24 protein-coding genes are annotated in these 24,465 nt (G+C 44.1%); 10 read left to right on the top strand and 14 right to left on the bottom strand.

Annotation, left to right across the window (positions count from 1 at the left end):
- Window positions 1–29: 29 nt before the first annotated feature.
- Window positions 30–380, bottom strand: a complete 351-nt coding sequence (locus GGE08_RS02970; RefSeq protein ID WP_179383405.1) for a toxin-antitoxin system YwqK family antitoxin — start codon at window positions 378–380, stop codon at window positions 30–32.
- Window positions 381–744: 364 nt separating this feature from the next.
- Between GGE08_RS02970 and aspS the strand changes: the two genes are divergently transcribed.
- The 4 genes from aspS to GGE08_RS02950 all read left to right on the top strand — a co-directional run bounded on the left by aspS (window position 745) and on the right by GGE08_RS02950 (window position 4,874).
- Window positions 745–2,493: an aspartate--tRNA ligase gene (gene aspS / locus GGE08_RS02965; protein ID WP_179383404.1), complete on the top strand. Its 1,749-nt coding sequence runs from the start codon at window positions 745–747 to the stop codon at window positions 2,491–2,493.
- Window positions 2,494–2,554: 61 nt separating this feature from the next.
- A complete protein-coding gene (locus GGE08_RS02960) occupies window positions 2,555–4,339 on the top strand; it encodes a chloride channel protein (protein ID WP_179383403.1) in 1,785 nt (594 codons plus the stop codon).
- Window positions 4,336–4,596 (top strand): hypothetical protein, encoded by a 261-nt coding sequence (locus GGE08_RS02955; protein WP_179383402.1) that lies wholly within the window; start codon window positions 4,336–4,338, stop codon window positions 4,594–4,596. The genes GGE08_RS02960 and GGE08_RS02955 overlap by 4 nt, the downstream gene beginning before the upstream one ends.
- Window positions 4,597–4,679: 83 nt before the next feature.
- Window positions 4,680–4,874 (top strand): cold-shock protein, encoded by a 195-nt coding sequence (locus tag GGE08_RS02950; RefSeq protein WP_127140550.1) that lies wholly within the window; start codon window positions 4,680–4,682, stop codon window positions 4,872–4,874.
- Between the two features lie 54 nt (window positions 4,875–4,928).
- Here GGE08_RS02950 and GGE08_RS02945 read toward each other — a convergent pair whose 3' ends face one another.
- The gene (locus tag GGE08_RS02945) at window positions 4,929–5,378 is read right to left on the bottom strand and encodes a nucleoside deaminase (RefSeq protein ID WP_179383401.1); all 450 of its coding nucleotides are present in this window, start codon (window positions 5,376–5,378) and stop codon (window positions 4,929–4,931) included.
- Window positions 5,379–5,460: 82 nt separating this feature from the next.
- On the opposite strand from GGE08_RS02945, the gene GGE08_RS02940 reads away from it, so the two are divergent.
- The gene (locus GGE08_RS02940; RefSeq protein ID WP_179383400.1) at window positions 5,461–7,239 is read left to right on the top strand and encodes a 1-deoxy-D-xylulose-5-phosphate synthase; all 1,779 of its coding nucleotides are present in this window, start codon (window positions 5,461–5,463) and stop codon (window positions 7,237–7,239) included.
- Complete coding sequence (locus GGE08_RS02935; protein WP_179383399.1) at window positions 7,230–8,288, top strand: DUF3078 domain-containing protein; 1,059 nt, start codon at window positions 7,230–7,232, stop codon at window positions 8,286–8,288. The genes GGE08_RS02940 and GGE08_RS02935 overlap by 10 nt, the downstream gene beginning before the upstream one ends.
- On the opposite strand, the gene dgt is transcribed toward GGE08_RS02935, so the two are convergent.
- A complete protein-coding gene (gene dgt, locus GGE08_RS02930; RefSeq protein WP_179383398.1) occupies window positions 8,285–9,643 on the bottom strand; it encodes a dGTP triphosphohydrolase in 1,359 nt (452 codons plus the stop codon). The two genes, GGE08_RS02935 and dgt, sit on opposite strands and share 4 nt — an antisense overlap.
- Window positions 9,644–9,791: 148 nt before the next feature.
- On the opposite strand from dgt, the gene GGE08_RS02925 reads away from it, so the two are divergent.
- The 3 genes from GGE08_RS02925 to GGE08_RS02915 all read left to right on the top strand — a co-directional run bounded on the left by GGE08_RS02925 (window position 9,792) and on the right by GGE08_RS02915 (window position 13,745).
- Complete coding sequence (locus GGE08_RS02925) at window positions 9,792–12,065, top strand: inorganic phosphate transporter (protein WP_179383397.1); 2,274 nt, start codon at window positions 9,792–9,794, stop codon at window positions 12,063–12,065.
- Window positions 12,066–12,100: 35 nt separating this feature from the next.
- A complete protein-coding gene (locus GGE08_RS02920) occupies window positions 12,101–12,817 on the top strand; it encodes a DUF6503 family protein (RefSeq protein ID WP_179383396.1) in 717 nt (238 codons plus the stop codon).
- A 112-nt stretch (window positions 12,818–12,929) separates the two neighbouring features.
- A complete protein-coding gene (locus tag GGE08_RS02915; RefSeq protein ID WP_179383395.1) occupies window positions 12,930–13,745 on the top strand; it encodes a DUF1963 domain-containing protein in 816 nt (271 codons plus the stop codon).
- Between the two features lie 106 nt (window positions 13,746–13,851).
- Here the strand turns inward: GGE08_RS02915 and nadD are convergent, their stop codons facing one another.
- The 6 genes from nadD to GGE08_RS02885 all read right to left on the bottom strand — a co-directional run bounded on the left by nadD (window position 13,852) and on the right by GGE08_RS02885 (window position 18,528).
- Window positions 13,852–14,436 carry a nicotinate (nicotinamide) nucleotide adenylyltransferase gene (gene nadD / locus GGE08_RS02910; protein WP_179383394.1) on the bottom strand — a complete coding sequence of 195 codons (585 nt, stop codon included), beginning with the start codon at window positions 14,434–14,436 and terminating at the stop codon, window positions 13,852–13,854.
- 3 nt (window positions 14,437–14,439) lie between these two features.
- Entirely contained in the window at window positions 14,440–15,036 is a 597-nt protein-coding gene (gene gmk / locus GGE08_RS02905) for a guanylate kinase (protein ID WP_179383393.1), read from the bottom strand.
- Complete coding sequence (locus tag GGE08_RS02900; protein ID WP_179383392.1) at window positions 15,033–15,890, bottom strand: YicC/YloC family endoribonuclease; 858 nt, start codon at window positions 15,888–15,890, stop codon at window positions 15,033–15,035. The genes gmk and GGE08_RS02900 overlap by 4 nt, the downstream gene beginning before the upstream one ends.
- Before the next feature lie 85 nt (window positions 15,891–15,975).
- The gene (locus tag GGE08_RS02895) at window positions 15,976–16,707 is read right to left on the bottom strand and encodes a DUF1080 domain-containing protein (protein ID WP_257023955.1); all 732 of its coding nucleotides are present in this window, start codon (window positions 16,705–16,707) and stop codon (window positions 15,976–15,978) included.
- 25 nt (window positions 16,708–16,732) lie between these two features.
- Complete coding sequence (locus GGE08_RS02890) at window positions 16,733–17,479, bottom strand: DUF1080 domain-containing protein (protein WP_179383390.1); 747 nt, start codon at window positions 17,477–17,479, stop codon at window positions 16,733–16,735.
- Window positions 17,476–18,528, bottom strand: coding sequence for a sugar phosphate isomerase/epimerase family protein (locus tag GGE08_RS02885; protein ID WP_127140537.1), 1,053 nt, complete (start codon window positions 18,526–18,528; stop codon window positions 17,476–17,478). Before GGE08_RS02885 ends, GGE08_RS02890 begins: the two co-directional genes overlap by 4 nt.
- A gap of 162 nt (window positions 18,529–18,690) precedes the next feature.
- On the opposite strand from GGE08_RS02885, the gene GGE08_RS02880 reads away from it, so the two are divergent.
- Window positions 18,691–19,155, top strand: a complete 465-nt coding sequence (locus GGE08_RS02880) for an ASCH domain-containing protein (RefSeq protein WP_179383389.1) — start codon at window positions 18,691–18,693, stop codon at window positions 19,153–19,155.
- An 89-nt stretch (window positions 19,156–19,244) separates the two neighbouring features.
- On the opposite strand, the gene GGE08_RS02875 is transcribed toward GGE08_RS02880, so the two are convergent.
- From GGE08_RS02875 to GGE08_RS02855, 5 genes are read right to left on the bottom strand one after another with little or no spacing between them, the layout of a single operon-like run.
- Window positions 19,245–20,381 carry a Gfo/Idh/MocA family protein gene (locus GGE08_RS02875; RefSeq protein ID WP_179383388.1) on the bottom strand — a complete coding sequence of 379 codons (1,137 nt, stop codon included), beginning with the start codon at window positions 20,379–20,381 and terminating at the stop codon, window positions 19,245–19,247.
- Window positions 20,382–20,400: 19 nt separating this feature from the next.
- Entirely contained in the window at window positions 20,401–21,639 is a 1,239-nt protein-coding gene (locus GGE08_RS02870) for a sugar MFS transporter (RefSeq protein WP_179383387.1), read from the bottom strand.
- 27 nt (window positions 21,640–21,666) lie between these two features.
- Window positions 21,667–22,923 carry an MFS transporter gene (locus GGE08_RS02865; RefSeq protein WP_179383386.1) on the bottom strand — a complete coding sequence of 419 codons (1,257 nt, stop codon included), beginning with the start codon at window positions 22,921–22,923 and terminating at the stop codon, window positions 21,667–21,669.
- Between the two features lie 22 nt (window positions 22,924–22,945).
- The gene (locus GGE08_RS02860; protein ID WP_179383385.1) at window positions 22,946–23,389 is read right to left on the bottom strand and encodes a DinB family protein; all 444 of its coding nucleotides are present in this window, start codon (window positions 23,387–23,389) and stop codon (window positions 22,946–22,948) included.
- A 23-nt stretch (window positions 23,390–23,412) separates the two neighbouring features.
- Window positions 23,413–24,411 (bottom strand): sugar phosphate isomerase/epimerase, encoded by a 999-nt coding sequence (locus tag GGE08_RS02855; RefSeq protein WP_179383384.1) that lies wholly within the window; start codon window positions 24,409–24,411, stop codon window positions 23,413–23,415.
- Window positions 24,412–24,465 lie beyond the last annotated feature (54 nt).

The raw sequence follows: 24,465 nt of genomic DNA, 5'->3' as shown, positions 1-24,465 counted from the left end.
GGGGCTTTTTTCTTAAACACTGATTTTAACTATTGGTTGACCGTAACGGCATCGCCTTGGCTCCAATTTTTTACTTGTGCAACGCGGTTATCTGAATAATCCACCTCGCTCAATTCATCATTTTGCCAGAAAAACCATTTTCCGGTCTTTACGCCATTGTCGTATTGGCCAGTGGCAATTTTTTTACCTTCAACATTGAACATTACCCAGTCACCATGTAACTTTCCGTTCAACATATAACCGGTTTGGGCAATTTCGCCGTTGTCATGAAAATAAGTGGCTTTCACCATTTTTCCCATTTTCTCAAAGGTCGGTTCAGTATCTTGAGCAGACACCCCAACCACAAACATCACCGCCAAAAATAATACTGCTTTTTTCATATTGTATGGGATTTAATATTGTTAATACCTAATTGATAACGTAACAAAGATACTTAAATTTTACATTAATAACACATTTAAGTAACATTTAGTTTACATTAAGTTAACATTAAAAATCTATGTTATTGTATTTCAGTATGTTAAATGTATTGTAAAACTTACTTCTGAAGATATTTTACCCGACTTTTTAACCATTAATCGTATCAAAAGCCATTATTATGTAATCTTAATGTTAATTTAAAGTTACGTAATTATTTGTCACCAACGTTCATTACCCACCTAAAAGCGTCCAAAACAGAAAAAAGGCATATCCCCTAAAAATTACACACATTCCTATTAAATTTGCGCTCTCATAACAAGCAGTATGTACAGAAGCAATACTTGTGGTGCCCTTAGGGCATCGGACATTGGAACAGAGGTGGTTTTAAGTGGATGGGTGCACAAGCTACGTGACAAAGGTTTTGTGGCCTGGGTGGACCTTCGGGACCGCTATGGCATTACCCAATTGGTCTTTGATGAGGAGCGCACCTCAAAAGAGCTTCTGGACAAAGCCAGGGAACTGGGTCGTGAAACCGTGATACAAGCCAAGGGCGAAGTCATCGAGCGCGCTTCCAAAAACCCCAATATTCCAACCGGGGAGATTGAAGTATTAGTGAAAGAGCTTACTATACTGAATACCTCTTTGCTCCCTCCTTTTACCATAGAAGATGAAACCGATGGTGGCGAGGACATCCGCATGAAGTATCGCTATTTGGATATCCGCAGGAATCCGGTAAAGAACAAGCTTATCTTTAGGCACAAGGTAACGATGGAGGTAAGAAAATATCTATCGGACCAAGGCTTTATCGATATTGAAACCCCTTATTTGATCAAATCCACACCCGAAGGCGCAAGGGATTTTCTAGTGCCCAGCCGTATGAACGAGGGACAGTTTTATGCCTTGCCCCAGTCGCCACAAACCTTCAAGCAACTGTTGATGGTAGGTGGTATGGACAAGTATTTCCAAATTGTGAAATGCTTTAGGGACGAAGATCTTCGTGCGGACAGACAGCCAGAGTTCACGCAAATCGACTGTGAAATGGCTTTTGTGGAACAGGAAGACATCCTCAACACTTTTGAGGGTTTGACCAAGCATCTGTTAAAGGAAATCAAAGGTGTTGACGTAGCAGATTTTCCCAGAATGACCTATGACGATGCGATGCGACTATACGGTAACGATAAGCCGGACATTCGTTTTGGAATGCAATTTGGCGAACTCAACCCAGTAGCGCAGCACAAAGATTTTAATGTATTCAACTCGGCCGAACTGGTAGTTGGGATTGCCGTTCCAGGTGCCGCCTCCTACACAAGAAAGGAAATAGACGGCCTCATCGACTGGGTGAAGCGTCCACAAGTGGGAGCCAAAGGAATGGTCTACGTAAAGTGCAATGAAGACGGCACTTACAAATCTTCCGTAGACAAGTTCTATGATCAGGATGATTTGGCACAATGGGCCGAGGCAACAGGGGCAAAAGCCGGTGACCTTATCTGCGTACTTTCGGGCAACACCAACGAAACACGCACCCAACTAAGTGCGCTTCGTATGGAATTGGCGACACGCTTGGGCCTCAGAAAACCAGATGAGTTTGCTCCGCTATGGGTCGTGGACTTTCCATTATTGGAACTAGACGAAGAAACAGGAAAGTACCATGCCATGCACCATCCTTTCACCTCACCAAAACCTGGTCAGTTGGAATTGTTGGACACCAATCCCGGAGAGGTTAAAGCGAACGCTTACGACTTGGTGCTGAACGGAAACGAAATTGGGGGTGGTTCCATCCGGATTTATGACAAGGAAACCCAAGCCACCATGTTCAAACATTTGGGCTTTACCCCAGAAGAGGCAAAGGCACAGTTTGGATTCTTGATGGATGCCTTCCAGTACGGCGCCCCCCCACACGGAGGTATTGCTTTTGGTCTTGACCGATTGGTAGCCATTTTGGGCGGACAAGAAACCATCAGGGACTATATTGCCTTCCCAAAAAACAACAGCGGACGCGATGTCATGATCGATGCGCCAGCCAACATAGACGACGAGCAATTAAAGGAGCTCCATTTAAAATTGGACTTGTGATATATCAAAATCCCGCTCATTGCGGGATTTTTTAATACTTTTATTAGTAGTATATACCTCAATGCCTTACAGCAACAAAAAACTGTTTACCCGATTTCTTAAATGGCGATATAGAAACATCTCCAACAGGACCTTTATTCAATTGATGAGCCTGATGGTGGGTTTCCTCGCTGGAGCCGTTGCAGTGACCTTAAAAAACACCACCTATTTTATAGAGTCCCTTCTAAAGAAGGGAATTGTGTTCTCAGAAAACCAGCTATACTTCATATTGCCTACCATTGGGCTTACCTTGGTGTACCTCTATGTCAAATTTGTACATAAGGAACCGCTACAGCATGCCGTTTCATCCATCATATTTTCACTATCCAAGAAACGGGGATTGCTTCGGATAAAGGACATCTATACACCGTTGATAACCGCTCCCCTTACCGTTGGATTTGGTGGTTCGGTAGGTTTGTTGGGGCCGGCTGTCAAATCAGGTTCGGCGGTGAGTTCCAACTTGAGCAGGCTTTTTCATATTGATGCCAAAACCCGGACCTTATTGGTGGCCTGTGCCTCAGCCGGGGCCATAGCCTCTATTTTTCAATCGCCCATTGCTGCCATCATTTTTGCAGTGGAAGTGTTTACGCTGGACCTCACGATGCTGTCCATGCTGCCCCTGCTGCTTGCCTCTATTTCGGGTGTGTTGACGTCCTACTTTTTTCTGGGCAACGAGGTGCTGTTCAGTTTTTCCCTCTCCGAAGGCTTCCAACTGAACGATACTCCCTTTTATATTCTGTTGGGTGTGGGGACTGGTTTTGCCTCCATCTATTTCACCAAAATGTACTTTTACATCTTGTCACTTTTCAAAAAACTGAAAAGCCCCAAATACAAACTATTGGTCGGAGGCATTACCATCGGGGTTATGCTTTATGCCATTCCTCCACTTTATGGTGAAGGTTTTGGCTTTATCAACAATCTCTTGGACGGAGACCATCTCAAGGCTTTGGGCACCACCCCTTTTGATGCCTATACCAATAATATTTGGGTAGTGATCGCCCTTCTGTTCGGCATTACTATTTTTAAGGCTATCGCCATGACGACTACCATTGGTGCCGGTGGTGCCGGAGGGGTTTTTATTCCTACCATGGTCATGGGCAGTGCACTGGGCAACGTCGTGGCCAAGGTAATCAATAATTTAGGCCTTGGTTTCTCGGTTTCGGAAAGCAACTTCACCTTAATTGGCATGTCGGGACTCATCGCTGGGGTGATCCACGCACCATTGACGGCCATATTCCTTATTGCGGAAATTACGGGAGGGTATCAGCTTTTTGTGCCCTTGATGATTACTGCTGCCATTTCATATTTGATCACCAAGAACGCGCTCGACTATACCATTTACACCAAAGAACTCGCCAAAATAGGTGCCTTATTGTCACACAATAAAGACCAAATGGTCCTTGGGCTGATGGAAATGGACGATGTAATCGAAAAAAACTTTAAGCCCGTCCACCCTAAAATGTCTTTGGGGGAAATGCTGCACCAATCGGTTTCCAAGTCCAAAAGAAACCTGTTCCCCGTGCTGGACGATGACAAAAAGCTCATCGGAATCATCGTGTTGGACGACATTCGCCCCATGATGTTCGATACGGAGCTCTACGATACCATTTTTGTTAAAAATTTGATGCATGCCCCGCCAGAGGTTATCTTTTACGAGACGGACAATATGAAACAGGTCATGAAAAAGTTTCAGGACAGTGGCGCCTGGAATTTGCCCGTCATCAAAAAAGGAAAATACGAAGGCTTCATTTCAAAATCGAAAATGTTGACGGCCTATCGCAGAAAATTGATCAATTATTCCCAATGAAAATCAGACTGAAACATATCATATTTATCATTATGCTGTTATCCTTAGGCTCCATAGGCTATGGGCTTACGTTGGAAGACAAGCACCCCCAAGCACCCAAGTACATCGGTGGGGGAACCGTTGGACTTTTTTTGGTGGCCATGCCACTTTTTCTTTGGAAGGAAAGTAGGTTTAAAAACATGAAAGATTACATGTTAACCAAGGAAAATATTATAAAAATGCAAGAAAAAGAACGTAAAAACACTGAAAATCAATAATTTTCATAAGATTTAAACTTCTTTTCATCCAATCAGTCATAAAAAAAACTACTTTCGTGTTTTAACATTTTATTTATTTTTTAATGACTGGTACAGTAAAATTTTTCAATGATTCCAAAGGGTATGGATTCATTACAAACGACGACACAGGAAAAGACATCTTTGTTCATGTTACAGCATTGAACGGGGTGGAATTGAACGAAGGCGACAAAGTAGAATACACAGAAGAAGAAGGAAGAAAAGGAGTGGTTGCTGCAAAAGTGCAGGTAATCGGATAATAATATTTTATTTTGATTTGATTTAGAAACCCTGGCAGTGCTGGGGTTTTTTATTTAGTTCAGATTCCTTCGCTGGATAAAAAACCGTTTTAACAGCTCGGAGGCTTCCTTTTCCAGTATCCCCCCGACCACCTCAGTTTTGGGATGCAGATGCCCGCCCATCACATTGAAGCCCCGTTCCAAATCCGACGCACCATACACCACCTTTGATATTTGGCTCCAGTACAAGGCCCCTGCGCACATTTGGCAGGGTTCCAAGGTCACATACAAGGTGCAGCCCTGAAGGTATTTACCGCCCAAAAAATTGGACGCAGCGGTAATGGCCTGCATTTCTGCATGTGCGGTAACATCCTTTAGGCGTTCCGTAAGGTTGTGCGCCCTACCTATGATTCTATTGTTCACCACAATGACCGCCCCGACCGGCACTTCCCCCCGTTCAAAGGCCATCTCGGCCTCCTGAAGGGCCTTCTTCATAAAATAGGTGTCGTCAAACGGGTTTTCCACAATTTTTACATCAATTTCATCAGATTGCTAAGCTACACATAAAATAATTTTGGGGAGAATCGATACTTTTGTTTTTTATTCATTGGAAAGGCTATTACCACATATCGACTCCCCTAGCGACCTCAAAAAATTGACCTTGGACGAGCTGCCCCAACTTGCCCAAGAACTGAGGGAGTTCATTATTGATATTGTTTCGACCAAGGAAGGACATTTGGGGGCCAGTTTGGGCGTTGTAGAACTCACCATTGCCCTGCACTACGTATTCAATGCCCCTCACGATAAACTTATTTGGGATGTGGGCCATCAAGCCTACGGGCATAAAATATTGACGGGTCGAAAAGAAATTTTTGAAACCAATCGCCAATTGGGCGGTATCAGCGGTTTCCCAAAACGCAGCGAAAGTGAGTACGATGACTTTGGAACCGGTCACAGTTCCACAGCCATCTCCGCCATATTGGGAATGGCCATGGCCTCCAAACTAAAAGGCGACCATTCCAAACAGCATATTGCCGTGGTCGGCGATGCCTCCATTGCCAGTGGCATGGCCTTCGAGGGTCTCAACCATCTCGGGGTGACCGATGTTAATGCGTTGATTGTGTTGAATGACAATGCCATCGGAATTGACCCCAGCGTGGGTGCGCTCAAAAAATACCTTACCAATGTAAAGGCCGGTACCGCCAAGGACGAAAATATTTTTGAGTGCCTCAACCTCAACTATTCCGGGCCCATTGATGGCCATGACCTAAAAAAACTGGTCGATGAACTGGAACGATTGAAACAGCTCGATGGTCCCAAACTGCTGCACATCATCACCACAAAGGGAAAGGGGCTCAAACAGGCTGAGGAGGACCAAGTAGTATACCACGCCCCGGGCAAGTTTGACAAAATCACTGGGGAACGATTGCCAAAATCAGGCGAATTACAACCCCCAAAATACCAAGATGTTTTTGGGCATACCTTGGTAGAACTGGCTGAAAAGAACCCAAATATTGTGGGAATCACCCCTGCAATGCCCAGCGGCAGTTCTTTAAAGTTTATGATGGATAAAATGCCCGAACGCGCTTTCGACGTGGGCATTGCCGAGCAGCACGCCGTCACCTTGGCTGCGGGTATGGCGACGCAGGGATTGGTTCCATTTTGCAATGTGTATTCTACTTTTTTGCAAAGGGCGTATGATCAGGTTATTCACGATGTAGCCCTACAAAAGCTTCCCGTAATTTTCTGTCTGGACCGAGCGGGACTGGTAGGCCAGGATGGTCCCACGCACCATGGTGTTTTTGATATCGCTTTTTTGCGCTGCATTCCCAACCTTATCCTATTTGCACCTATGAACGAAATGGAGCTCCGGAACATCATGTACACCTCGCAATTCGGCCTTGACCTTCCTATCGCCATCCGATACCCAAGGGGACGGGGCGTAAACTTGGATTGGAAGAACAAGTTTGAACAAATTGAAATCGGAACCGCACGTTGTCTTAAGAAAGGAAGTAAGCTAGCTATCCTAACCGTGGGGCATGTGGGCAATACCGTTACCGAAATCATATCAAAACTGGATGGGCAGGAAAAAGTTGGGCACTACGATATGCGTTTTGTAAAACCGTTGGACAAAAAAACGCTTCGTACCATTTTTAGTGCCTACAGCCAAATTATCACGGTGGAAGACGGGACGATAATGGGTGGGTTTGGCTCTTCAGTGTTGGAATTTGCGAACGAAGTCGGAGCATCCATCCCTATTTCCATTTTTGGGGTTCCCGACGTTTTTATCGAACATGGGGAAATGACGGAGACCCATCAACTTGCTGGTATAGATTTTGATACCTTATTTTCACACATACAATCAACCTTAAACCAATGCGATTAACTTGCTTTTTCATTCTTTTCCTTACTGTTTTCCTATCTACCCATGCACAGGTAACCCGCATCAAAGCTTTTGAGATTGACAGCACGGAGTCTGGTTTTCAAATTGTTCGCATCAAAGATGTTAAACTAAAGTACCTTACCCGTAGCGCCAAGCTTACTGATCCACGTACCGTACTGAATAGGATCAAACCGTTACGAGTATGGTATAATCGATTCAAGCCTACCTCCTTTTGGAAAAAGGTGAACAAATTTGGGCTCAACATCAGCGAAGTGGCCTTTGTAAACTGGAACGCGGGGGGCGACAATTCGGTGACGGCCTTGGCAAGTGCCGACTTTGCCCGAAATTACAAGTTCAGGTATTTGAGTTGGAACAATGAAGCACAGTTTCGATATGGTATTAACGCCCAAGAAGGAAGGAAACTACGAAAAACGGACGACCAGATTCGGATGGCCTCTACCTTAAGTTTTAGAAAGGATACCATCACCAACTGGTACTATTCGGTGAGGGCCAATATTAGGACCCAATTCTCCAACGGTTACAAGTATCCCGACCGCGACAACCCCATTTCAAGGTTTATGGCTCCGGGATATCTTTTTGTGGGTATGGGTTCCTCCTACTTGCCTCCTAAGGATAAGTTTACCTTGTACATTTCGCCCGCCACCATGAAATCGACCTTTGTTTTGGACGAAACGCTTTCCGAGCAGGGCGCTTTTGGTGTAGAAAAGGGTAAAAACCTCTTCTTGGAACTTGGTTTTTTGATTACCAATACTTGGGAAACCGAGGTAGGCCAAAATGTGCTGATGAGCCATCGGCTGAATCTTTACACCGATTACATTAGGAGTTTTGGCAACATTGATGTGGATTGGGAACTGAATTTTAACCTAAAGGTCAATGAATATCTCAACGCCAATATCGGAACCCATATCATTTTTGATGACGACATTAAATTTAATGAGGAAATTGCGGAGGATGGGACCATCATAGACCCTGGGATAGCCCGAATACAGTTCAAACAGCTGCTCGGGGTAGGATTGCTCTATTCCTTTTAAACCTTGCGCCCGGTCAATTTATCGTGGATGTGCACAGCCGCACTGTCCGACAGACTGGCCACAAAACAACTGGTATCCAACAATATTTTATAAATGGAGGTCGAGGTGTTCCTGTAGCTTTCGGGTAGACTTTTAATGAGCAATCGATCGTAATTCGTGTCCTCACCTTTCTTGATATTGATCAATGCCGTAGTGTACATGTCCAATAGGTCCGAAATGATTCGGTAGCCTGCCAATTCCTTATCGATAACCTCTGTGGATTGATAGATCTTCTCCACGCTCAACTTGATGATATCGTCCACCTGTGCGGTATACTTTCCCTTATCAAGCAAAGAAGTATTGAACTCCCCCTTAAGGATCTTTTCTTCATGCTGAACAAAAACATCCACGGCATCCCCGATTAAGGTACTAATGGCCAGAGCCCTCAAATAGCTCAATCGGTCGCTTGAAGTGGTCATGGCATTGTACTTTTTGGTGTTGATATTATCCTTCACCAAATTGATCAGGTATTCCAAGGCATACTCCTCGGGTATCAAACCAAGGTTGATGCCATCCTCAAAATCGATAATGGTGTAACAGATATCGTCCGCAGCTTCGACCAAATAGGTAAGCGGATGCCTTAAAAATCCCGTTTCAGGATGCGAAGGATTGGGCAAAAGCCCAAGTTCTTCCACAAGTTCATTAAAAAAAGCTTTCTCGGATTGAAAGAAACCGAATTTTTTGTCGGCAATGTTCTTGGAAGGCTTTTTGGGCAAGGATCCTTTAGGGTATTTGATAAAAGCGCCCAAGGTACCGTAACTCAGTCGCAGACCGCCCGGAACCCCTTCCCGCGACTCGGTGAGCAGTTTAAACCCGTTGGCATTCCCTTCAAAATCGATAAGGTCTTGATATTCCTCCGGCGTCAGGATATCCTCATAAAACTTTCCCGGTCCTTGTTTAAAATAATTGCCAATGGCCTTCTCCCCACTGTGCCCAAAAGGAGGGTTGCCAATATCGTGGGCCAGCGCTGCTGCGGCAACAATGGCTCCAAAATCGTTGAAATGGTGCCCGTGCACTTCGGCCAAAAACGGATATTTGTTCAATACTTTTTGTCCAGCGATACGACCAAGGCTACGGCCCACGACGGAAACCTCTAAACTATGCGTTAAACGGGTATGGACGAAATTCTTTTGGGATCCCACGGCGATGGGCATGGGAAACACCTGTGTTTTGTCCTGCAGACTTCTAAAGGCAGATGAAAAAATAATGCGGTCGTAATCCACTTCAAACCCTAGGCGGGTCTCGTTTTGTTCCTTTCGGAGGCGTTTTCCTGTATCCCCATGTCGTTTTAAAGAGAGTAGCTGCTCCCAGTTCATTGGCCAGTAATTTGCAACGAAGATATGGCAAAACGGGAACCTATGTCCAACACTGGGAAAATATTGATATTTTTAGTTCCGTATTTGGTAACATTTTGTTAACCTGATTGCCGATTTATAATATCATTTTTGTCATATTTCTGAAAGAATGGGGGAGAATATTTACATTTTCATGGTTGTGGCTCTTGGCATTTTGGCCATTACCGATTTGGTTGTAGGAGTAAGCAACGATGCGGTCAATTTTTTGAACTCGGCCATTGGGTCAAAAGCAATTTCGTTTAGGACCATAATGATTGTGGCCAGCGTTGGTATAGCGTTTGGGGCCATATCGTCCAGCGGAATGATGGAGGTCGCCCGAAAGGGAATTTTTAATCCCGGTGAGTTTGTTTTCGAGGAAATCATGTTCATATTCATGGCCGTAATGATTACGGACATTCTATTGCTGGATTTCTTCAATACTTTGGGCATGCCCACCTCTACCACCGTTTCCATTGTTTTTGAGCTTTTGGGGGCATCTGTGGCCATATCCTTGATTAAAATCGCCGAAACCCAAGGCGGTGTTTCCGATCTTGTGACTTACATCAATACGGATAAGGCGGCTGAAATCATATTCGGCATTCTCCTTTCTGTTTTTATTGCCTTTTCCATTGGAGCTTTCGTACAATTTATATCTAGGGCATTGATTTCTTTCAATTTCAAAAAGAAATCCAAATGGGTAGAAGCCGTTTTTGGTGGTTTGGCCATTACTGCCATTGTATATTTTATACTGGTGAAAGGTTTGAAGAGTGCAGCACTTTTCGATGGAGCCCTATCAGAATTTGTTGCCACCCAACCTCAAACCTTTTTGGCAGGTAATTTTGTGTTCTGGACCTTGATTTCTTTCATTACCGCCAGTCTTTTCAAGTGGAATATTTATCGCATCGTTATCGGTTTTGGAACCTTTGCATTGGCAATGGCCTTTGCGGGGAACGATTTGGTCAACTTTATCGGGGTCCCTATTGCCGCATTGCAATCCTACCAAGATTGGCAAGCTTCCGGTATTGATCCAACTCAATTCAATATGAAAGGGTTGTCCGCTGCCGTCCAAACGCCCACCATGCTGTTGTTGCTCTCTGGAGCGGTAATGATTATTACTCTCTGGTTTTCTTCCAAGGCAAAGGGTGTTGTCAAAACCAGTGTAGATTTGGCACGACAAGACGAGGGGGACGAGCGTTTCCAGCCTAATTATCTTTCGCGGCAAATCGTTAAGTTCAGTATTGCTGCCTTTGATAATGTTTCCAAAGTGGTTCCCAATTCGATTCAATCTAGAATTGACAAACAGTTTGTGCTTCCCAAAACATATGTGCCCAAAAGCAAAACCCAGGAACAACCAGCTTTTGATATGGTAAGGGCTTCCGTAAACCTTATGGTTGCCAGTGTGCTTATCTCCATTGCCACTTCCATGAAACTACCATTATCCACCACCTATGTCACTTTTATGGTGGCCATGGGTACTTCTTTGGCCGATAGGGCGTGGGGAGCGGAAAGTGCCGTGTACAGGGTTGCAGGAGTACTCAACGTCATCGGCGGTTGGTTCTTTACAGCGCTAAGCGCCTTTGTAGCAGCAGCCATAATAGCCTATCTGCTTTTCGTTGGTAAATTCATATCCCTTGTTTTGATGCTCATCGCCGCAGCAGCCATTTTATTGCGTAATTATATCTCCCACAACAAAAAAACAAAGGAAATTAAGGCGGAAGACAGTCTGCGTAGGGCAGAGAGCAGTTCCATACAGGGAGTGATTGAAGAGACCGCTGCCAATATTGCCAATGTGGTCAAACGAAGCAATCGAATTTACTCCAACTGTATTCAAGGATTGTCCAAACACGACCTTGACTTTTTGAAAAAGAATAAAAAGCAAAGTAAAAAATTGGCCAATGAAATCGATGGTCTGCGAAATGACACCTTCTATTTTATTAAAAATCTGGACGAGGCCCATGTAGGAGCCAGTAACTTCTACATCAACATTATGGGACACCTTACCGATATGTCCCAATCCTTGGAGTATATTGGAAAGGTGAGTTATGATCACGTAAACAACAATCACAAAAAGCTCAAGTACAACCAAATCAAGGAGCTTAAGGAAATAGACAGCTCTTTGGAAAAGGCTTTTAACAGCACCCAGAAGGCTTTTGAAGATCGCTCCTTTGAACAGATAGGCAATGTTCTTAAGTCCAAGGAGAAACTCTATGCGATGGTTTCCCAAAAAATCAATCAGCAGGTTTCCCGAACAAGAACCGAGGAATCCAGCCCTAAGAACACTACCCTTTATTTCTCCATTTTATTGGAGAGCAAGGATTTGATTACCGCCATGATGAATCTTTTGGAGCAGTACTACGCGGAACACGACAGTTCCGTTTCCCCTGCCACCATCGAGAAGAAATAAAAAGCGGTATCTTTCATCCACATAATTTAGTTGTGATGAAAAAATACGGTTTTATATGGGCTTGCCTTGGCCTGTTATCATTTGTCTCTGGACATTCCCAATCCATATCTGCGGAACAGGTTCTGGAAAAGGCCATAGCCTTTCACGACCCAAATGGGAAATGGGACCAATTAAAAACATCCTTTAAAGTGGTTATGGAAACTCCAAACCGCCCAAAACGAACCAGCACCATTCAGGTCGATTTTCCAAAACAGCTTTTTATGTTAACCGTGGAGGAAGGCGAAAACACCTCTTTTTTCAACATTACCCCCAACTCATGCGTCATCACCTTAAACAATAGCGAAAATTTTTCGGAAGAGGATAAGGAAAAGATGAGATTGACCTGCGAGCGTGGCAATTTTATGAAAGACTACTACACATATCTGTACGGTTTGCCCATGAAATTGAACGACCCGGGCACTCATTTGGACCCTAATGTTGAAAGGAAAACTTTTAAGGGCAAGGCATATCTTGTTGTAAAAGCGACCTACGATGCCGAAGTGGGCAAGGATACCTGGTACTTTTATTTTGACCCTGCCTCCTACGCTATGGAAGTATATCAGTTTTACCATGAGGAGTCCAAAAACGATGGGGAATACATCCTATTGGATGGTTTGGAAGAAATCGAAGGCATCAAAATGCCCAAAACAAGAGCTTGGTACACGAATAAAGAGGAAAAGTATTTGGGTACGGATACCTTGTATAAGATGTAAGGATGATTATCAAGGATTTTTCCATCCAATTTTTTTATTGGTTTTTTTAAAAAAGGTATATATTTAGACTTTCCGCGCAGCATACCCCCCAAATCTTTTAAAACAACTACTTATGAACAAACTTGAACAGGCAAGGGACATTGTCCTGAACTACGATTACCCTGAAGGGGCCCTGAGTGAATGCTCAAATGAACTCTCCGAGGATGGTTTTATCTTTAATGGCGCATTGTACGACCAACCTTTTGAAGTAACACCCCAAAAACTAGCAAAAAGCCTTGTACATCACATCGGAATAGAAAGCAGCAATTCAGAAGAGGGGAAAATACCCTTAGGCAGTTCCAAATTCTTTGGGTGGCCACATTTGCCTAAAACAATGGATTGGCCAGAAGGATATGATTTTTATGCACAGCTCAATTTTGGAGAGATAAAAACTTATGATGCTGAAGACATATTTCCCGATACAGGTGTATTATATCTCTTTTATAATATGAACTCCTTTACTGGAAAAGTTATTTATTTTAATGGTCCAATGGAAGACTTAGTCTTAAAAGAAAATCCAAAAAAAATAAAAACTACTCCTGAGACCTTCAAGTTTTACAATAGATTTACATTCCATTTTTACAATGCCAACGCAATTCTGCCGAAGGTTTTAGCACCCATAGCAGAAAAAATCACGAATACTACAGGTATTTATACTGCAGTAGGTACTAGAGTTCAAAATGTTAAAATATCGGGGAAAGCAACATTCTATCAAGGTGAGGATGAGTACTATTACGAGGATGAGGAGAATTTGGAGTTCAATCCTTATGAAAGGACATTATTACTTGAAAATGAATTTGGAGAAGGCAACATCCATTTCTGGATACTTACAGAAGATTTAAAGCAACGTAATTTTGACAATATTCAGATTACCTATTCCGGGACTTAAGATTATTTTTTTTTGATTTATAATTTCAGTTTTTACCCAGCACAATAGATTTTGTGTTGGGTTTTTTGTTGCCCAAACTCGGCGTCGGCAAAAGTTTGTTGGAATATTAGCGATAAAAATTCATCTCATCCATATAGGTCCAAACCGCTTCCGGCAGCAGGGGACGGATGTTTTTCCCGGCCTTGTGCGCCTTGCGAATGAAGGTCGAAGAAATTTCCATAATCGGGGCATCCACTTTTATAATCTTCGGATGGCCCTCAAACTGATGTTCTATTTTTCCTTCGGAAATTCGCGGATACACATGAATGGAATAATGCTCTAAAATAACCTCGTAGTTCTTCCACTTGTGGAAACCTTTCAGGTTATCTTCCCCCATGATAAGTGAAAAACGATGGTCCTTGCCATAGGAATCATCCAAATGGGCCAAGGTGTTCGTGGTATAGTTGGGCTGTGGAAGGTCGAACTCAATTTTACTCGGTTTCAGCTTGGGATAATCCTGCACCGCTTCGTACACCATTTGATATCGATGGTTGTTGTCCAAAAGCGATTGCTTCACCTTAAATGGACTTTGTGGTGTGATAACGAACCAAACCTCATCCAGATCGGAAAACTCCACCAAATGGTTCGCAATCACCAAATGGCCTATATGTATGGGGTTAAATGTCCCAAAAAAGAGGCCTACCTGCTTCATCGCCTAGTTGTCTTTAGAAGGAATCTCGACCCCTAAAAAATCGGCAACCAATTTATGGGCCTCATCCAAAGCGACATCGAGATCGTAGTTCTTGATGATCTTATCAAATTGTGGGGCCGTGGCCAGCTCTACGGAAGCTTTGGCTATTCTCATATTGATTTTATCATCACTCTCCGTACTTCTCTTCTTCAGCCTGATTTTTAGTTCGTCCACACTGGGTGGTTTCACAAAAACGGCCAGGGTTTTATCCGGAAACTTCTTTTTGATGCGCAATCCACCGGAAACATCGATATCAAAGATGACATTCTTCCCTTCTGCCCAAAGACGCTCCACTTCGCTTTTTAGGGTACCGTAAAAATTATCGCGGTACACCTCTTCCCATTCCAAAAAGTCACCGTCCTTGATGTGTCGTTTAAATTGGGAAACAGACATAAAATAATAGTTGACCCCATTTTTTTCCTTGCCCCTACGCGGACGTGAGGTGGCCGATATGGAAAAGGCCAGGTTCAGTTCGGGCTGGTCCAGCAAATGCCGTACTATCGTGGTTTTGCCACTGCCCGAAGGTGCCGAGAAAATAATAAGTTTACCGCCTTCCGTCATAGCACATTGAGCATTTGTTCCTTTATTTTTTCCAATTCATCCTTCATCTGCACCACCAACTGCTGCATGGGGGCGTAGTTGGCCTTGGAGCCAATGGTGTTGATCTCCCTTCCGATTTCCTGAGAAATGAATCCCAATTTTTTTCCGTTGGATTCCTTAGAATTCAGCGTGGTCTCAAAATATTTGAGGTGATTGGCCAAACGTACTTTTTCTTCCGTGATGTCGTATTTCTCCAGATAATAGATGAGTTCTTGTTCAAACCGGTTGGCATCCAATTCTACCTTTAGGTCGGCAACTGCTTTTTCCAAGCGTTCGCGGACTGTACCCAAGCGTTCGGGATCCATCGCTTTAACCGCTTCCAACAGTTCATTTAGGTTCTTCAGCCTGGTTACAAAATCCTCTTCCAACACCTTTCCCTCTTCGTTTCTGAACTCCACAATGTTGGAAAGCGCTTCGTTCATCGCTTCAACAATCGATTTATATTCTTCTTCGTCGATAGCATCTTTTTCTGTTTTGAGGGTGTCGGGCATTCGCAGGGCCATTTCCAATAGCTTGATTTCGTCGCCTTGCACAATCCTGGAAAGTTGGTTCATGTAGTTTTTGACCACTCCTTGATTCACCTCTGCCGTGGTTTCCTCCCCGGTAATCTCAACATACAGGTTAAAATCCACCTTTCCCCGTACCAATGCAGCTGCGATCATTTTACGCAATTCCAGTTCCTTTTCCCGGTAAAACTGGGGGAGTCTGGCATTGATGTCCAGATTTTTGCTATTGAGCGATTTAAGCTCTATGGTTATTTTTTTGGATGGAAGCTGTAAGATGTGCTTCCCGTAGCCTGTCATGGACTGGATCATATAAATCTGCTAAATTTTGCCAAAGGTAACCAAAATAGGTTTTGGTCCCTTATTGATTATAACCGTCTAAAATGGACTAAGGGAGCTAGTCCAACTCCCTTACCCATATATTTCTGTAGCTTACCCTGCTGTTGTCTCCGTGGTCCTGCAAACGCAGAGGTCCTTTTCCGTGCGGCGGGTTTTTGGGCCATCCAATGTAAGGGGTGGTACCCTTGATCTCCACATGGTCCTGTATCAACACTCCGTTATGAATCACGGTAAGGGTTCCTGATTTTACCTTTTGACCCTTTTCAAATTCGGGAGCATGGTAAATGATGTCATAGGTGTTCCACTCGCCTGAAGGCACCGAAGCCATGGCCAAGGGCACATGTTGCTTGTAAATAGATCCCACCTGACCGTTCACATAAGTGTCGTTGTTGTTGTTGTCCAACACCTGTACTTCATACAAGTTGTTCAAAAATACCCCGCTATTACCTCTGTTTTGCCCATCACGCTGAACTTCGGCCGGGGATTTCCATTCGATGTGCAACTGTACGCTCCCAAAATTTTGCTTGGTCTGAATATCGCCTGTGCGGTCCTTCACCGTCATGCTTCCATCATCATTCAATATCCATTTTGCCGCCGTGCTGTCTACGGAACTGATCCAATTATCCAAGGAGGTACCATCAAACAGTACAATGGCATCGCTTGGAGGGGCTCCATTTTCACCTGGGGTGACCTTGGGAGGAACAGGTTCGTATATTTCGGTTTCCTCTGGTGTGGTGGGTTCCTTTTCTTGCGCTGTGGTCCATCCGAAAACAAATAGGGCCAGTATCATTAAAAGATTTTGTGTTTTCATCATCTTATAACTCCTTAATTTTTATGTTTCTAAAAGCGACCATATCCCCATGGTCCTGCAGTCCAATCTTGCCTGTAGTGAAGGCGGCGAAATCTTCCCAATCGGCAAATTTTGAATCGGCGATCAATTCATCCCACCCAGTTCCTTGCACGGGAAATTCCACTATTTTGGTTCCGTTAAGTACTACATGTCCTTCATTGGTCTTGTGGTTGATCATCAATTCAACTGTATTCCATTCACCAGCAGGATTCGTTACATCTTTTGAAGGTGAAACCATATCATAAAGGGCTCCCGCCAAACGATCATCACCATTTTGTGCATCGGGATGGCGTTCGTTGTCCAACACTTGTATTTCGGGTCCGGTGAGATAGGGTTGACCGTATTTTTCGTCTTCTTTTACGGCCCAAAAAATGCCGCTGTTTCCTCCTTCGGCAATCTTCCAGTCCAAGGTCAGCACAAAGTCGGTAAACTCTTGGTCGCTAACGAGGTTGTAACTAGTGCCTTCGGGTCTTTCTTCGGGTGGATAAAACACCATAGCGCCATCCTCCAATTTCCAAGGTTCTGTTACGGCTCCCCCGTTGTACATGTGCCAGCCATCAAAACTTTCACCATCGAAAAGTGTGGTCCACTCTGACTCTTTTTCTTCAACGGTCTCGGTCATTTCTTCCTGTACTTCTTCTTTGTTTTCCTTTGGTTTATCCTTGCATGCAACAGCAATGGCAAGGGCTACGAACAGCAATGGTTTTTTCATAATCCCAGTATGTTTTTCAGTTTTTCTTTATCGATGTCCGCTCCCGCGAAATCATCAAAGGTTTTGGTTGTGGCTTCTATGATATGATCTTGAATAAATTTAGCGCCTTCCCTAGCACCTTGTTCCGGGCTCTTGATACAGCATTCCCACTCCATTACGGCCCACACATCGCAACCATATTGCGTCAGTTTGGAAAAAATGGTCTTAAAGTCAATCTGTCCATCACCTAAAGAACGGTACCTTCCCGCTCTGTCCCCCCAATCATTGTAACCGCCAAAGGCACCTTTCTTGCCAGTTGGGTTAAATTCGGAATCTTTTACGTGAAAGGATTTGATGAACTCATGGTAGTGGTCGATATAGGCGATATAATCCAGTTGCTGTAACACAAAGTGACTTGGGTCGTATAAAATATTAACGCGCTTGTGATTGCCAGTCGCTTCCAAAAATCGTTCAAACGTATCACCATCGTGAAGATCTTCGCCTGGATGAATTTCATAGCAAACATCCACGCCTTCTTTATCAAAATGGTCCAAAATGGGCATCCATCTTTTCGCCAATTCCTCAAATCCCATTTCTACCAAGCCTGCTGGACGCTGTGGCCATGGGTGTGCGGTGTGCCAGAGCAGGGAGCCAGAAAAGGTAGCGTGCGCCTTAAGCCCTAATCTGCGGCTGGCGGTGGCTGCTTTTTTTACAGTTTCTACGGCCCATTGGGTACGTTCCTTGGGCTTTCCGTGGAGTTCCTTGGGAGCAAAATTATCGAACATGATATCGTATGCTGGATGAACGGCAACCAATTGCCCTTGCAAATGGGTGGATAGCTCGGTGATTTCCAATCCATAGGAATTAATCTTGCCTTTGAGTTCATCGCAATAATCCTGACTTTCGGCAGCCTTGTCCAAATCTATGAGGAACGATTCCCATGTGGGAATCTGAATGCCTTTATAGCCTAAATCGGAGGCCCATTTACACATGCCGTCCAAGGTATTGAACGGAGGTTGACTGTCCACGAACTGCGCTAAGAACACTGCTGGTCCTTTGATTGTTTTCATTGAAATTAATTTTAAGGGATTCGATAACCCCAAACAAATTGGGATTTATCTTCTATATTTAAGAAAAAAACTATGCTATTTTTACGTCTCATGTGGTTAAGACCTAAAGATAGGAATTCGTTAACAATTAAAACAGCTAACCATTTTTTTTAAACACTACTTATGGATAATGCTTCTGCCCGAAATCTGTGGGGCGATTTTTTGGATGCCCATTTGGAATTTGCCTCCGAGGATGCCCCGAAAGTCATTCACTTTGGCGACAACGAGAAAGATGCCAACCTATGTGCCGATTTGGTCTGTAAAGAGACCAAAAGAGCAACGTCCCATTCCTTACAAGTTTTACAATTAAAAGGGAAACCACTCCCCAAAATTGGAGATTTTGCCGTGGTGACCGATTGGGAAGGAAAGGCCAAGTGCGTGATTCGCACCACTGCAGTTAAACTGCTCCCGTACTTCAGCGTAAGAGAGGAACATGCACGTTTGGAAGGTGTTGGCGATAAAAGCCTCGAACACTGGAAAAAAGTGCATTGGGACAACTTTACGCGTGAGCTTGCCCAATTCGACAAGACTCCCAAAGAGAGTATGATCGTCGTTTTCGAACAGTTTGAAATGCTCTTTAAAAAGTAATGGCTGCCTGAAACAAGTTCTTCAACCTCAACTTTTTTCAGGTTTACTACTCTTTTTTCAAACAACCATATTGCTCAGGTAAACGGAAATCAATCCATGTCTACCCAAATATTTCCTTGTTTGTGGGAGGCCACGGTATTCTCAATAAAATTAAGGCCTCTAACCCCGTCCGTCATGGTAGGGAATTCGCCACTATTGTACTCTTCGCCACGAATGGCCTTTGCCACGCCAAGATAAATATTGGCCATGGCATCAAAAATACCTTCGGGGTGCCCCGGTGGCAGTTTAGTACCGTCCAATGACAATGCTGAGTTGTATTGATGTCCCGGTTTATATACCTGTAATGGTTCGGGGTCGTTCAGCTTGTACAAATAGTTTGGGTTTTCCTGTTCCCATTTCAAGCCTCCTTTTTGACCGTAAATGGCAATAGTAAGGTTGTTTTCTTCACCAGTGGCCACTTGACTCGCCCGAATGACGCCTTTTACATTCTTGTCCAAACGGATAAGAGCGGTTCCATCCATGTCCATCACATTGTCATCATAAACATAATTGAAGTCGCACAAAAGGGATTGCACTTGCAATCCTGTGGTGAACTCGATCAGGTTAAAGGCATGTACCCCGATATCTCCCATACAGGAACTGATACCTGCTTTTTTGGGGTCCAACCTCCATACACTGCCTCTTTTTTCTTTGTCGTGGATAATGGGGTTCATCCAACCCTGATAATATTGGGCGTCTACCTTGTGCACTTTTCCAATAACGCCTTCCTTGATCATCTCCCTCATTTGGCGCACCATAGGATAACCGGTATAGGTGTGGGTCACCGCAAAAACGGTCCCGGCCTTTTTAAGGGTATCCCGTAAAATTTTGGCTTCTTCGTAGGTGGTGGTCATCGGTTTTTCACAAATGACATGAAACCCGTGGTCCAACAGCTTCTTTGCCATGGGAAAATGAAGGAAGTTGGGTGTAAGGATGGAGCATACCTGAATACGCTCATCTTCCGGCAACTTCATTTCCTCCTCGACCAGCGTATCAAAATCTTTATAGATACGGTTGGTAGGGATGTCTATCTCCTTGGCAAAAGCGATGCTGTCCTCGTGATCTGGATTGAAGACCGCTCCCACAATTTCGTAGTTGTCATTGATGAAGGATGCGACCCTGTGCAGCACCCCGATAAGAGAATCCCCTCCTCCTCCAAGAATTCCTAGTCTAATCTTTTTCGGCATTTTCTAATCTTTATATTTATTAAACAATTTCTTCCGTTGCATGTCCTTGCGGCACTCTTCGCTCTTCAAGCTTTTTTCGTAAAAGGAATAAAATGAAGAACAGTACGGCTACCGCGAGCGGGAAAAACATCATTTTCCCCAAGGTCGCCTTTCCGGCGGTAAGTTCGGCCACTTGATCGGCCAAACCAGAGGCCAACGCCTCATTTTTTGCGGTGTCCAGCCAGCCCCCGATCACCGGTTGCCAAATGGAGGTGGCGAACATGCCCGCTCCACCTACCAGCGACATTCCCAAAGCACCTGTTTTGGGCAGATATTCGGAGGTAAACCCGATCATGGTAGGCCAAAAATAACAAACTCCCAAAGCAAATAAAATGGCGGCCAAATAGATCATGGATCCTTCGGCAATGCTCATACTATATACCGCGGCGGTAGTCACTACGGCAGACATAAGCAATACACCAATGGGATTGATGCGATGTACAATGGGCCCGGCAAAATATCGGCCAATAGCCATAATGCCCGTTACCATGGCAAGCACCAACATGGGGCTTGCCCCCGAGTTTCCAAGGATACGCTCCACCCATTGCTGTGGCCCAAATTCGGATATGGCCGTAAGGGTCATACAAATCAGGATAAAGATGAACAAAGGATCGGCAAGACCTTTGATGTTTTTTGTAGTATCTGTTTCGATATGTTCACTTTCAGGAAATTGTTGTTTAAAGAACATATAACCGTAAATGAACGTAGGAATCAACATGACCCCGATCTGCAATTGCCAGCCCATTCCAAAATCGGTCATGAACTTGGAGATCAAGGAACCGATCACGATACCTCCAGGGAACCAAACGTGGAATTTGTTGAGCATCGCCGTACGGTTTTTGGTGTACATGTCGGCTATCATAGGGTTACAGGCAGCTTCCACAGAGCCATTGGCAAAACCAATAAAGAAGGTTGAAATAATAAGTGTCCAGAAACCTCCGGCCACAATAGTGAGCACCAAGCCCAATAAATGGCATACAAAGGCGGCCACCATCAGTTTGCGGGCTCCAACCTTATTATAGAGCAGACCCCCGAAGATCATGGCGATCGGAAATCCAAAAAAGGCCATACTGTTGATCCAACCCAATTGCTGGTTGGAAAGTTCAAATTCTTCCCCCAGCTGGGTCAAAATACCGGCCCGAATGGCAAAGGTCATGGATGTAACGACGAGTGAAATACAGGCCGCTATAAAAAGCTGGTTCTTGTTTACATTTTTCATGTTTGAGTTAGTTGGTTTTGGTTGCACCTAAGATTTATATTCTACTTTTTCATTTTTGAAAAGTACGGCAAAAAGGATTCCGACCGCAAGGGCAAAGATAGCTGGGAACCTCCACACGCTTACCCAATCGTGGGTATTATCGGGCAGTTGATAGGTATCCACAATTTGACCTGCCACCCAGAATCCGATCAGCATCCCCACTCCATATGTGGCCAGGGTAATCAATCCTTGTGCGGCACTTTTATATTTTTCACCTGCTTTGGTATCGGTATAAATTTGACCGGACACAAAGAAAAAGTCATAACAGATACCGTGCAAGGCAATCCCGATAATGAGCATAAATACAAACTCACCTGTGTTCCCGTAGGCGAACAGTACATATCGAACAAGCCAAGCAATCATTCCCACCAAAATGGTTTTTTTAAATCCAAATTTTTTAAAGAAAAAGGGCAATAACAGCATGAAGAGAACCTCGGATATCTGCCCTATGGTCATCATTCCGGCGGGTCCTATTTCCGACCCTGCCAGGTTGATGGAGGCTCCTATCTCCCCTAGATATTGACCCGCATGTTGATAGTAGAACCCAAGCGGGATGCATATCAAAACGGAGGCTATGAAGAAAATCAAATAGTTCCTATCGTTTAGAAGTTTCAATGCATCGAGACCCAATATTTCCGAAATGGACACTTTCTCTTCTTTGTCCACCTTTGGAGGTGTCTTTGGAAGGGTAAAACTGAACACTCCCAAAATACCCGACGCAATGGCTGTCATGATAAAGGTATTCCTAAGTGCTCCGTTGGCTATATTTTCAGGTGAATCCCATTGAAATATCAAACTGATAAAGACCAAACCGGCGATGATCCAACCAATGGTACCGAACACACGGATAAAGGCAAACTCTTTGGACGGGTCCTTCATTTGGTTGAACGAAACCGAGTTGACCAAGGCCAATGTGGGCATGTAGGCAATCATATAACCAAAAACATAGGGCACAAATATGGAAATATCGTCGGCCGATGCCATTTGGTACATAAGGAAGGCCCCTATTAAATGGAGCACACCCAAAATGCGCTCTGCGTTAAAGTACCTATCTGCTATTAATCCGATGATGAACGGGGCAATAATGGCTCCCCACGATTGGCTAGAGTACGCAAGGGCCGTTTCACTGCCGCTGGCGTCCAAGGTATTCGGCAGATATATTCCTAAGGTAACAAACCAACCTCCCCAGATAAAAAATTCGAGGAACATCATAAAGGAGAGCTGGAGTTTGATCTTACTATTCATGTAAACTATGCGTTAGTGGTTTCTATCTTTTGTAAAAAATGTAATCCAAAGGTTCGGGCGTGAGACCTTCATCGCGAAAGGTCCTCATCATTTGTCCCCGGTGGTGGGTTGAATGATTGATGATATGAAAAAGTATGTCCTTCACTTCGTTGGTAAATACCTTTCCTGCACTATTGGTGTATTCCACCCGATTTTCCAAGGCATCCGTACCGGAAAGAATTTCAAAGGTTGTGCGTTGGTTATCGTAATGGATATCTTCCCACCGTTCTACCATGTGCAGGTCCCAGACCCCATAATCAGACGTATTCCCTAAAATTCTTTGGTTCCAAATATGATGGGCATTGAGTATGTGACTAAAAAGTCTAATGCAGTTGTCCGGAACCTTGTCCGGACCACTGCATTGATCAATCATTTTTTTGTTACAATAATAATTGTAATCGAAGAGCTGTTGAAAAAATCCCTTCATCTACCCATTCATCTTTGGTCGGATTACTCCAATATTCTTTCCAAGAGTCTTTTGGTGGCCAAAATGCCTTCCTCTTCGCTCAATTCAGAGCCTTCGTACTCAACTCCCACAAAACCTTCGTATCCAGAATCGAGCACTATCTCCATAATTCTTGGGTAATCTACCCTTGTTTCATTTCCTTGCTCATCAAAACTGTAAGATTTGGCGCTTACCCCTTTGGCATAAGGCATCAGCTCTTTGGTTCCTTTGTAGCGGTCATATTCTTCCAAACATTTGGACGAATAGTAGTCGCCAGCTTCCCTTTTGATGCAGAAGTTCCCAAAATCGGGCAAGGTACCGCAGTTGTCCATACCTACTTTTTCCATCACTTCCGCCAACAATTGCGCATTGGATGATGGTCCTCCGTGGTTTTCTACAATGATATTGATGTTTTTGTCCTTGGCATAGGTGGCCAATTGGGTAAGTCCGGCAACGGATGCTGGCATCCATACTTCGGGCTCCATGCTTCCATTGAGGTTAACACGTATGGAGTGACAGCCCAATGCAGCGGCAGCATCTACCCATTTGTAATGGTTTTCCACAGCCTTTGACCTATCTGCTTCGTCCGGCACGGCAATATCACCTTGGCCATCGACCATGATCAGCAAATTCTTTAATCCATACTTTTCGCTTTCGGCCTTGCTTTTTTCTACCCAGTTGTTCATGGCCTCTTCCGAAAAATCGGCCGCTTCAAGTTCTTTGTAGTACAGGCCGCTCACATATTCCAGACCTTCAAAACCCCACTCGCTGGCTTTCTCGGCAAAGCTGTAAGGATCTACGCCCTCCTCAAATATCATTTTGTGCATCGACCATTGGGCCAAGGAAAGTTTAATATCTGGTTTTGACTCTTCGGCAGCCACTTCTTCGGTGGCGGTTTCATCGGCCGTTTCTTTCTTTGGATTCTGTTTACAGGAATAAAATCCCAAAAAAGCCACTGCGATCAACGTGACGATACTTTTCTGTGCTAAACTACTTTTGTTCATATTTTTACGTTGGTTAATTTCTTCGAGAACCCAAAAACTATAACGTTATAGTGC

The organism is Allomuricauda sp. ARW1Y1 (assembly GCF_013407935.1).
Classification (GTDB): Bacteria; Bacteroidota; Bacteroidia; order Flavobacteriales; family Flavobacteriaceae; genus Flagellimonas.
The sequence above is the reverse complement of the archived record's forward strand: the minus strand, read 5'-3'. Positions and strand labels throughout refer to the sequence as shown.

Bases quoted from the DNA above. Each gene is read 5' to 3' on its own strand.
- GGE08_RS02970 (WP_179383405.1), bottom strand. From the start codon at position 380: ATGAAAAAAGCAGTATTATTTTTGGCGGTGATGTTTGTGGTTGGGGTG.
- aspS (WP_179383404.1), top strand. From the start codon at position 745: ATGTACAGAAGCAATACTTGTGGTGCCCTTAGGGCATCGGACATTGGA.
- GGE08_RS02960 (WP_179383403.1), top strand. From the start codon at position 2,555: ATGCCTTACAGCAACAAAAAACTGTTTACCCGATTTCTTAAATGGCGA.
- GGE08_RS02955 (WP_179383402.1), top strand. From the start codon at position 4,336: ATGAAAATCAGACTGAAACATATCATATTTATCATTATGCTGTTATCC.
- GGE08_RS02950 (WP_127140550.1), top strand. From the start codon at position 4,680: ATGACTGGTACAGTAAAATTTTTCAATGATTCCAAAGGGTATGGATTC.
- GGE08_RS02935 (WP_179383399.1), top strand. From the start codon at position 7,230: ATGCGATTAACTTGCTTTTTCATTCTTTTCCTTACTGTTTTCCTATCT.
- dgt (WP_179383398.1), bottom strand. From the start codon at position 9,643: ATGAACTGGGAGCAGCTACTCTCTTTAAAACGACATGGGGATACAGGA.
- GGE08_RS02925 (WP_179383397.1), top strand. From the start codon at position 9,792: ATGGGGGAGAATATTTACATTTTCATGGTTGTGGCTCTTGGCATTTTG.
- GGE08_RS02920 (WP_179383396.1), top strand. From the start codon at position 12,101: ATGAAAAAATACGGTTTTATATGGGCTTGCCTTGGCCTGTTATCATTT.
- GGE08_RS02915 (WP_179383395.1), top strand. From the start codon at position 12,930: ATGAACAAACTTGAACAGGCAAGGGACATTGTCCTGAACTACGATTAC.
- nadD (WP_179383394.1), bottom strand. From the start codon at position 14,436: ATGAAGCAGGTAGGCCTCTTTTTTGGGACATTTAACCCCATACATATA.
- gmk (WP_179383393.1), bottom strand. From the start codon at position 15,036: ATGACGGAAGGCGGTAAACTTATTATTTTCTCGGCACCTTCGGGCAGT.
- GGE08_RS02900 (WP_179383392.1), bottom strand. From the start codon at position 15,890: ATGATCCAGTCCATGACAGGCTACGGGAAGCACATCTTACAGCTTCCA.
- GGE08_RS02895 (WP_257023955.1), bottom strand. From the start codon at position 16,707: ATGATACTGGCCCTATTTGTTTTCGGATGGACCACAGCGCAAGAAAAG.
- GGE08_RS02890 (WP_179383390.1), bottom strand. From the start codon at position 17,479: ATGAAAAAACCATTGCTGTTCGTAGCCCTTGCCATTGCTGTTGCATGC.
- GGE08_RS02885 (WP_127140537.1), bottom strand. From the start codon at position 18,528: ATGAAAACAATCAAAGGACCAGCAGTGTTCTTAGCGCAGTTCGTGGAC.
- GGE08_RS02880 (WP_179383389.1), top strand. From the start codon at position 18,691: ATGGATAATGCTTCTGCCCGAAATCTGTGGGGCGATTTTTTGGATGCC.
- GGE08_RS02875 (WP_179383388.1), bottom strand. From the start codon at position 20,381: ATGCCGAAAAAGATTAGACTAGGAATTCTTGGAGGAGGAGGGGATTCT.
- GGE08_RS02870 (WP_179383387.1), bottom strand. From the start codon at position 21,639: ATGAAAAATGTAAACAAGAACCAGCTTTTTATAGCGGCCTGTATTTCA.
- GGE08_RS02865 (WP_179383386.1), bottom strand. From the start codon at position 22,923: ATGAATAGTAAGATCAAACTCCAGCTCTCCTTTATGATGTTCCTCGAA.
- GGE08_RS02860 (WP_179383385.1), bottom strand. From the start codon at position 23,389: ATGAAGGGATTTTTTCAACAGCTCTTCGATTACAATTATTATTGTAAC.
- GGE08_RS02855 (WP_179383384.1), bottom strand. From the start codon at position 24,411: ATGAACAAAAGTAGTTTAGCACAGAAAAGTATCGTCACGTTGATCGCA.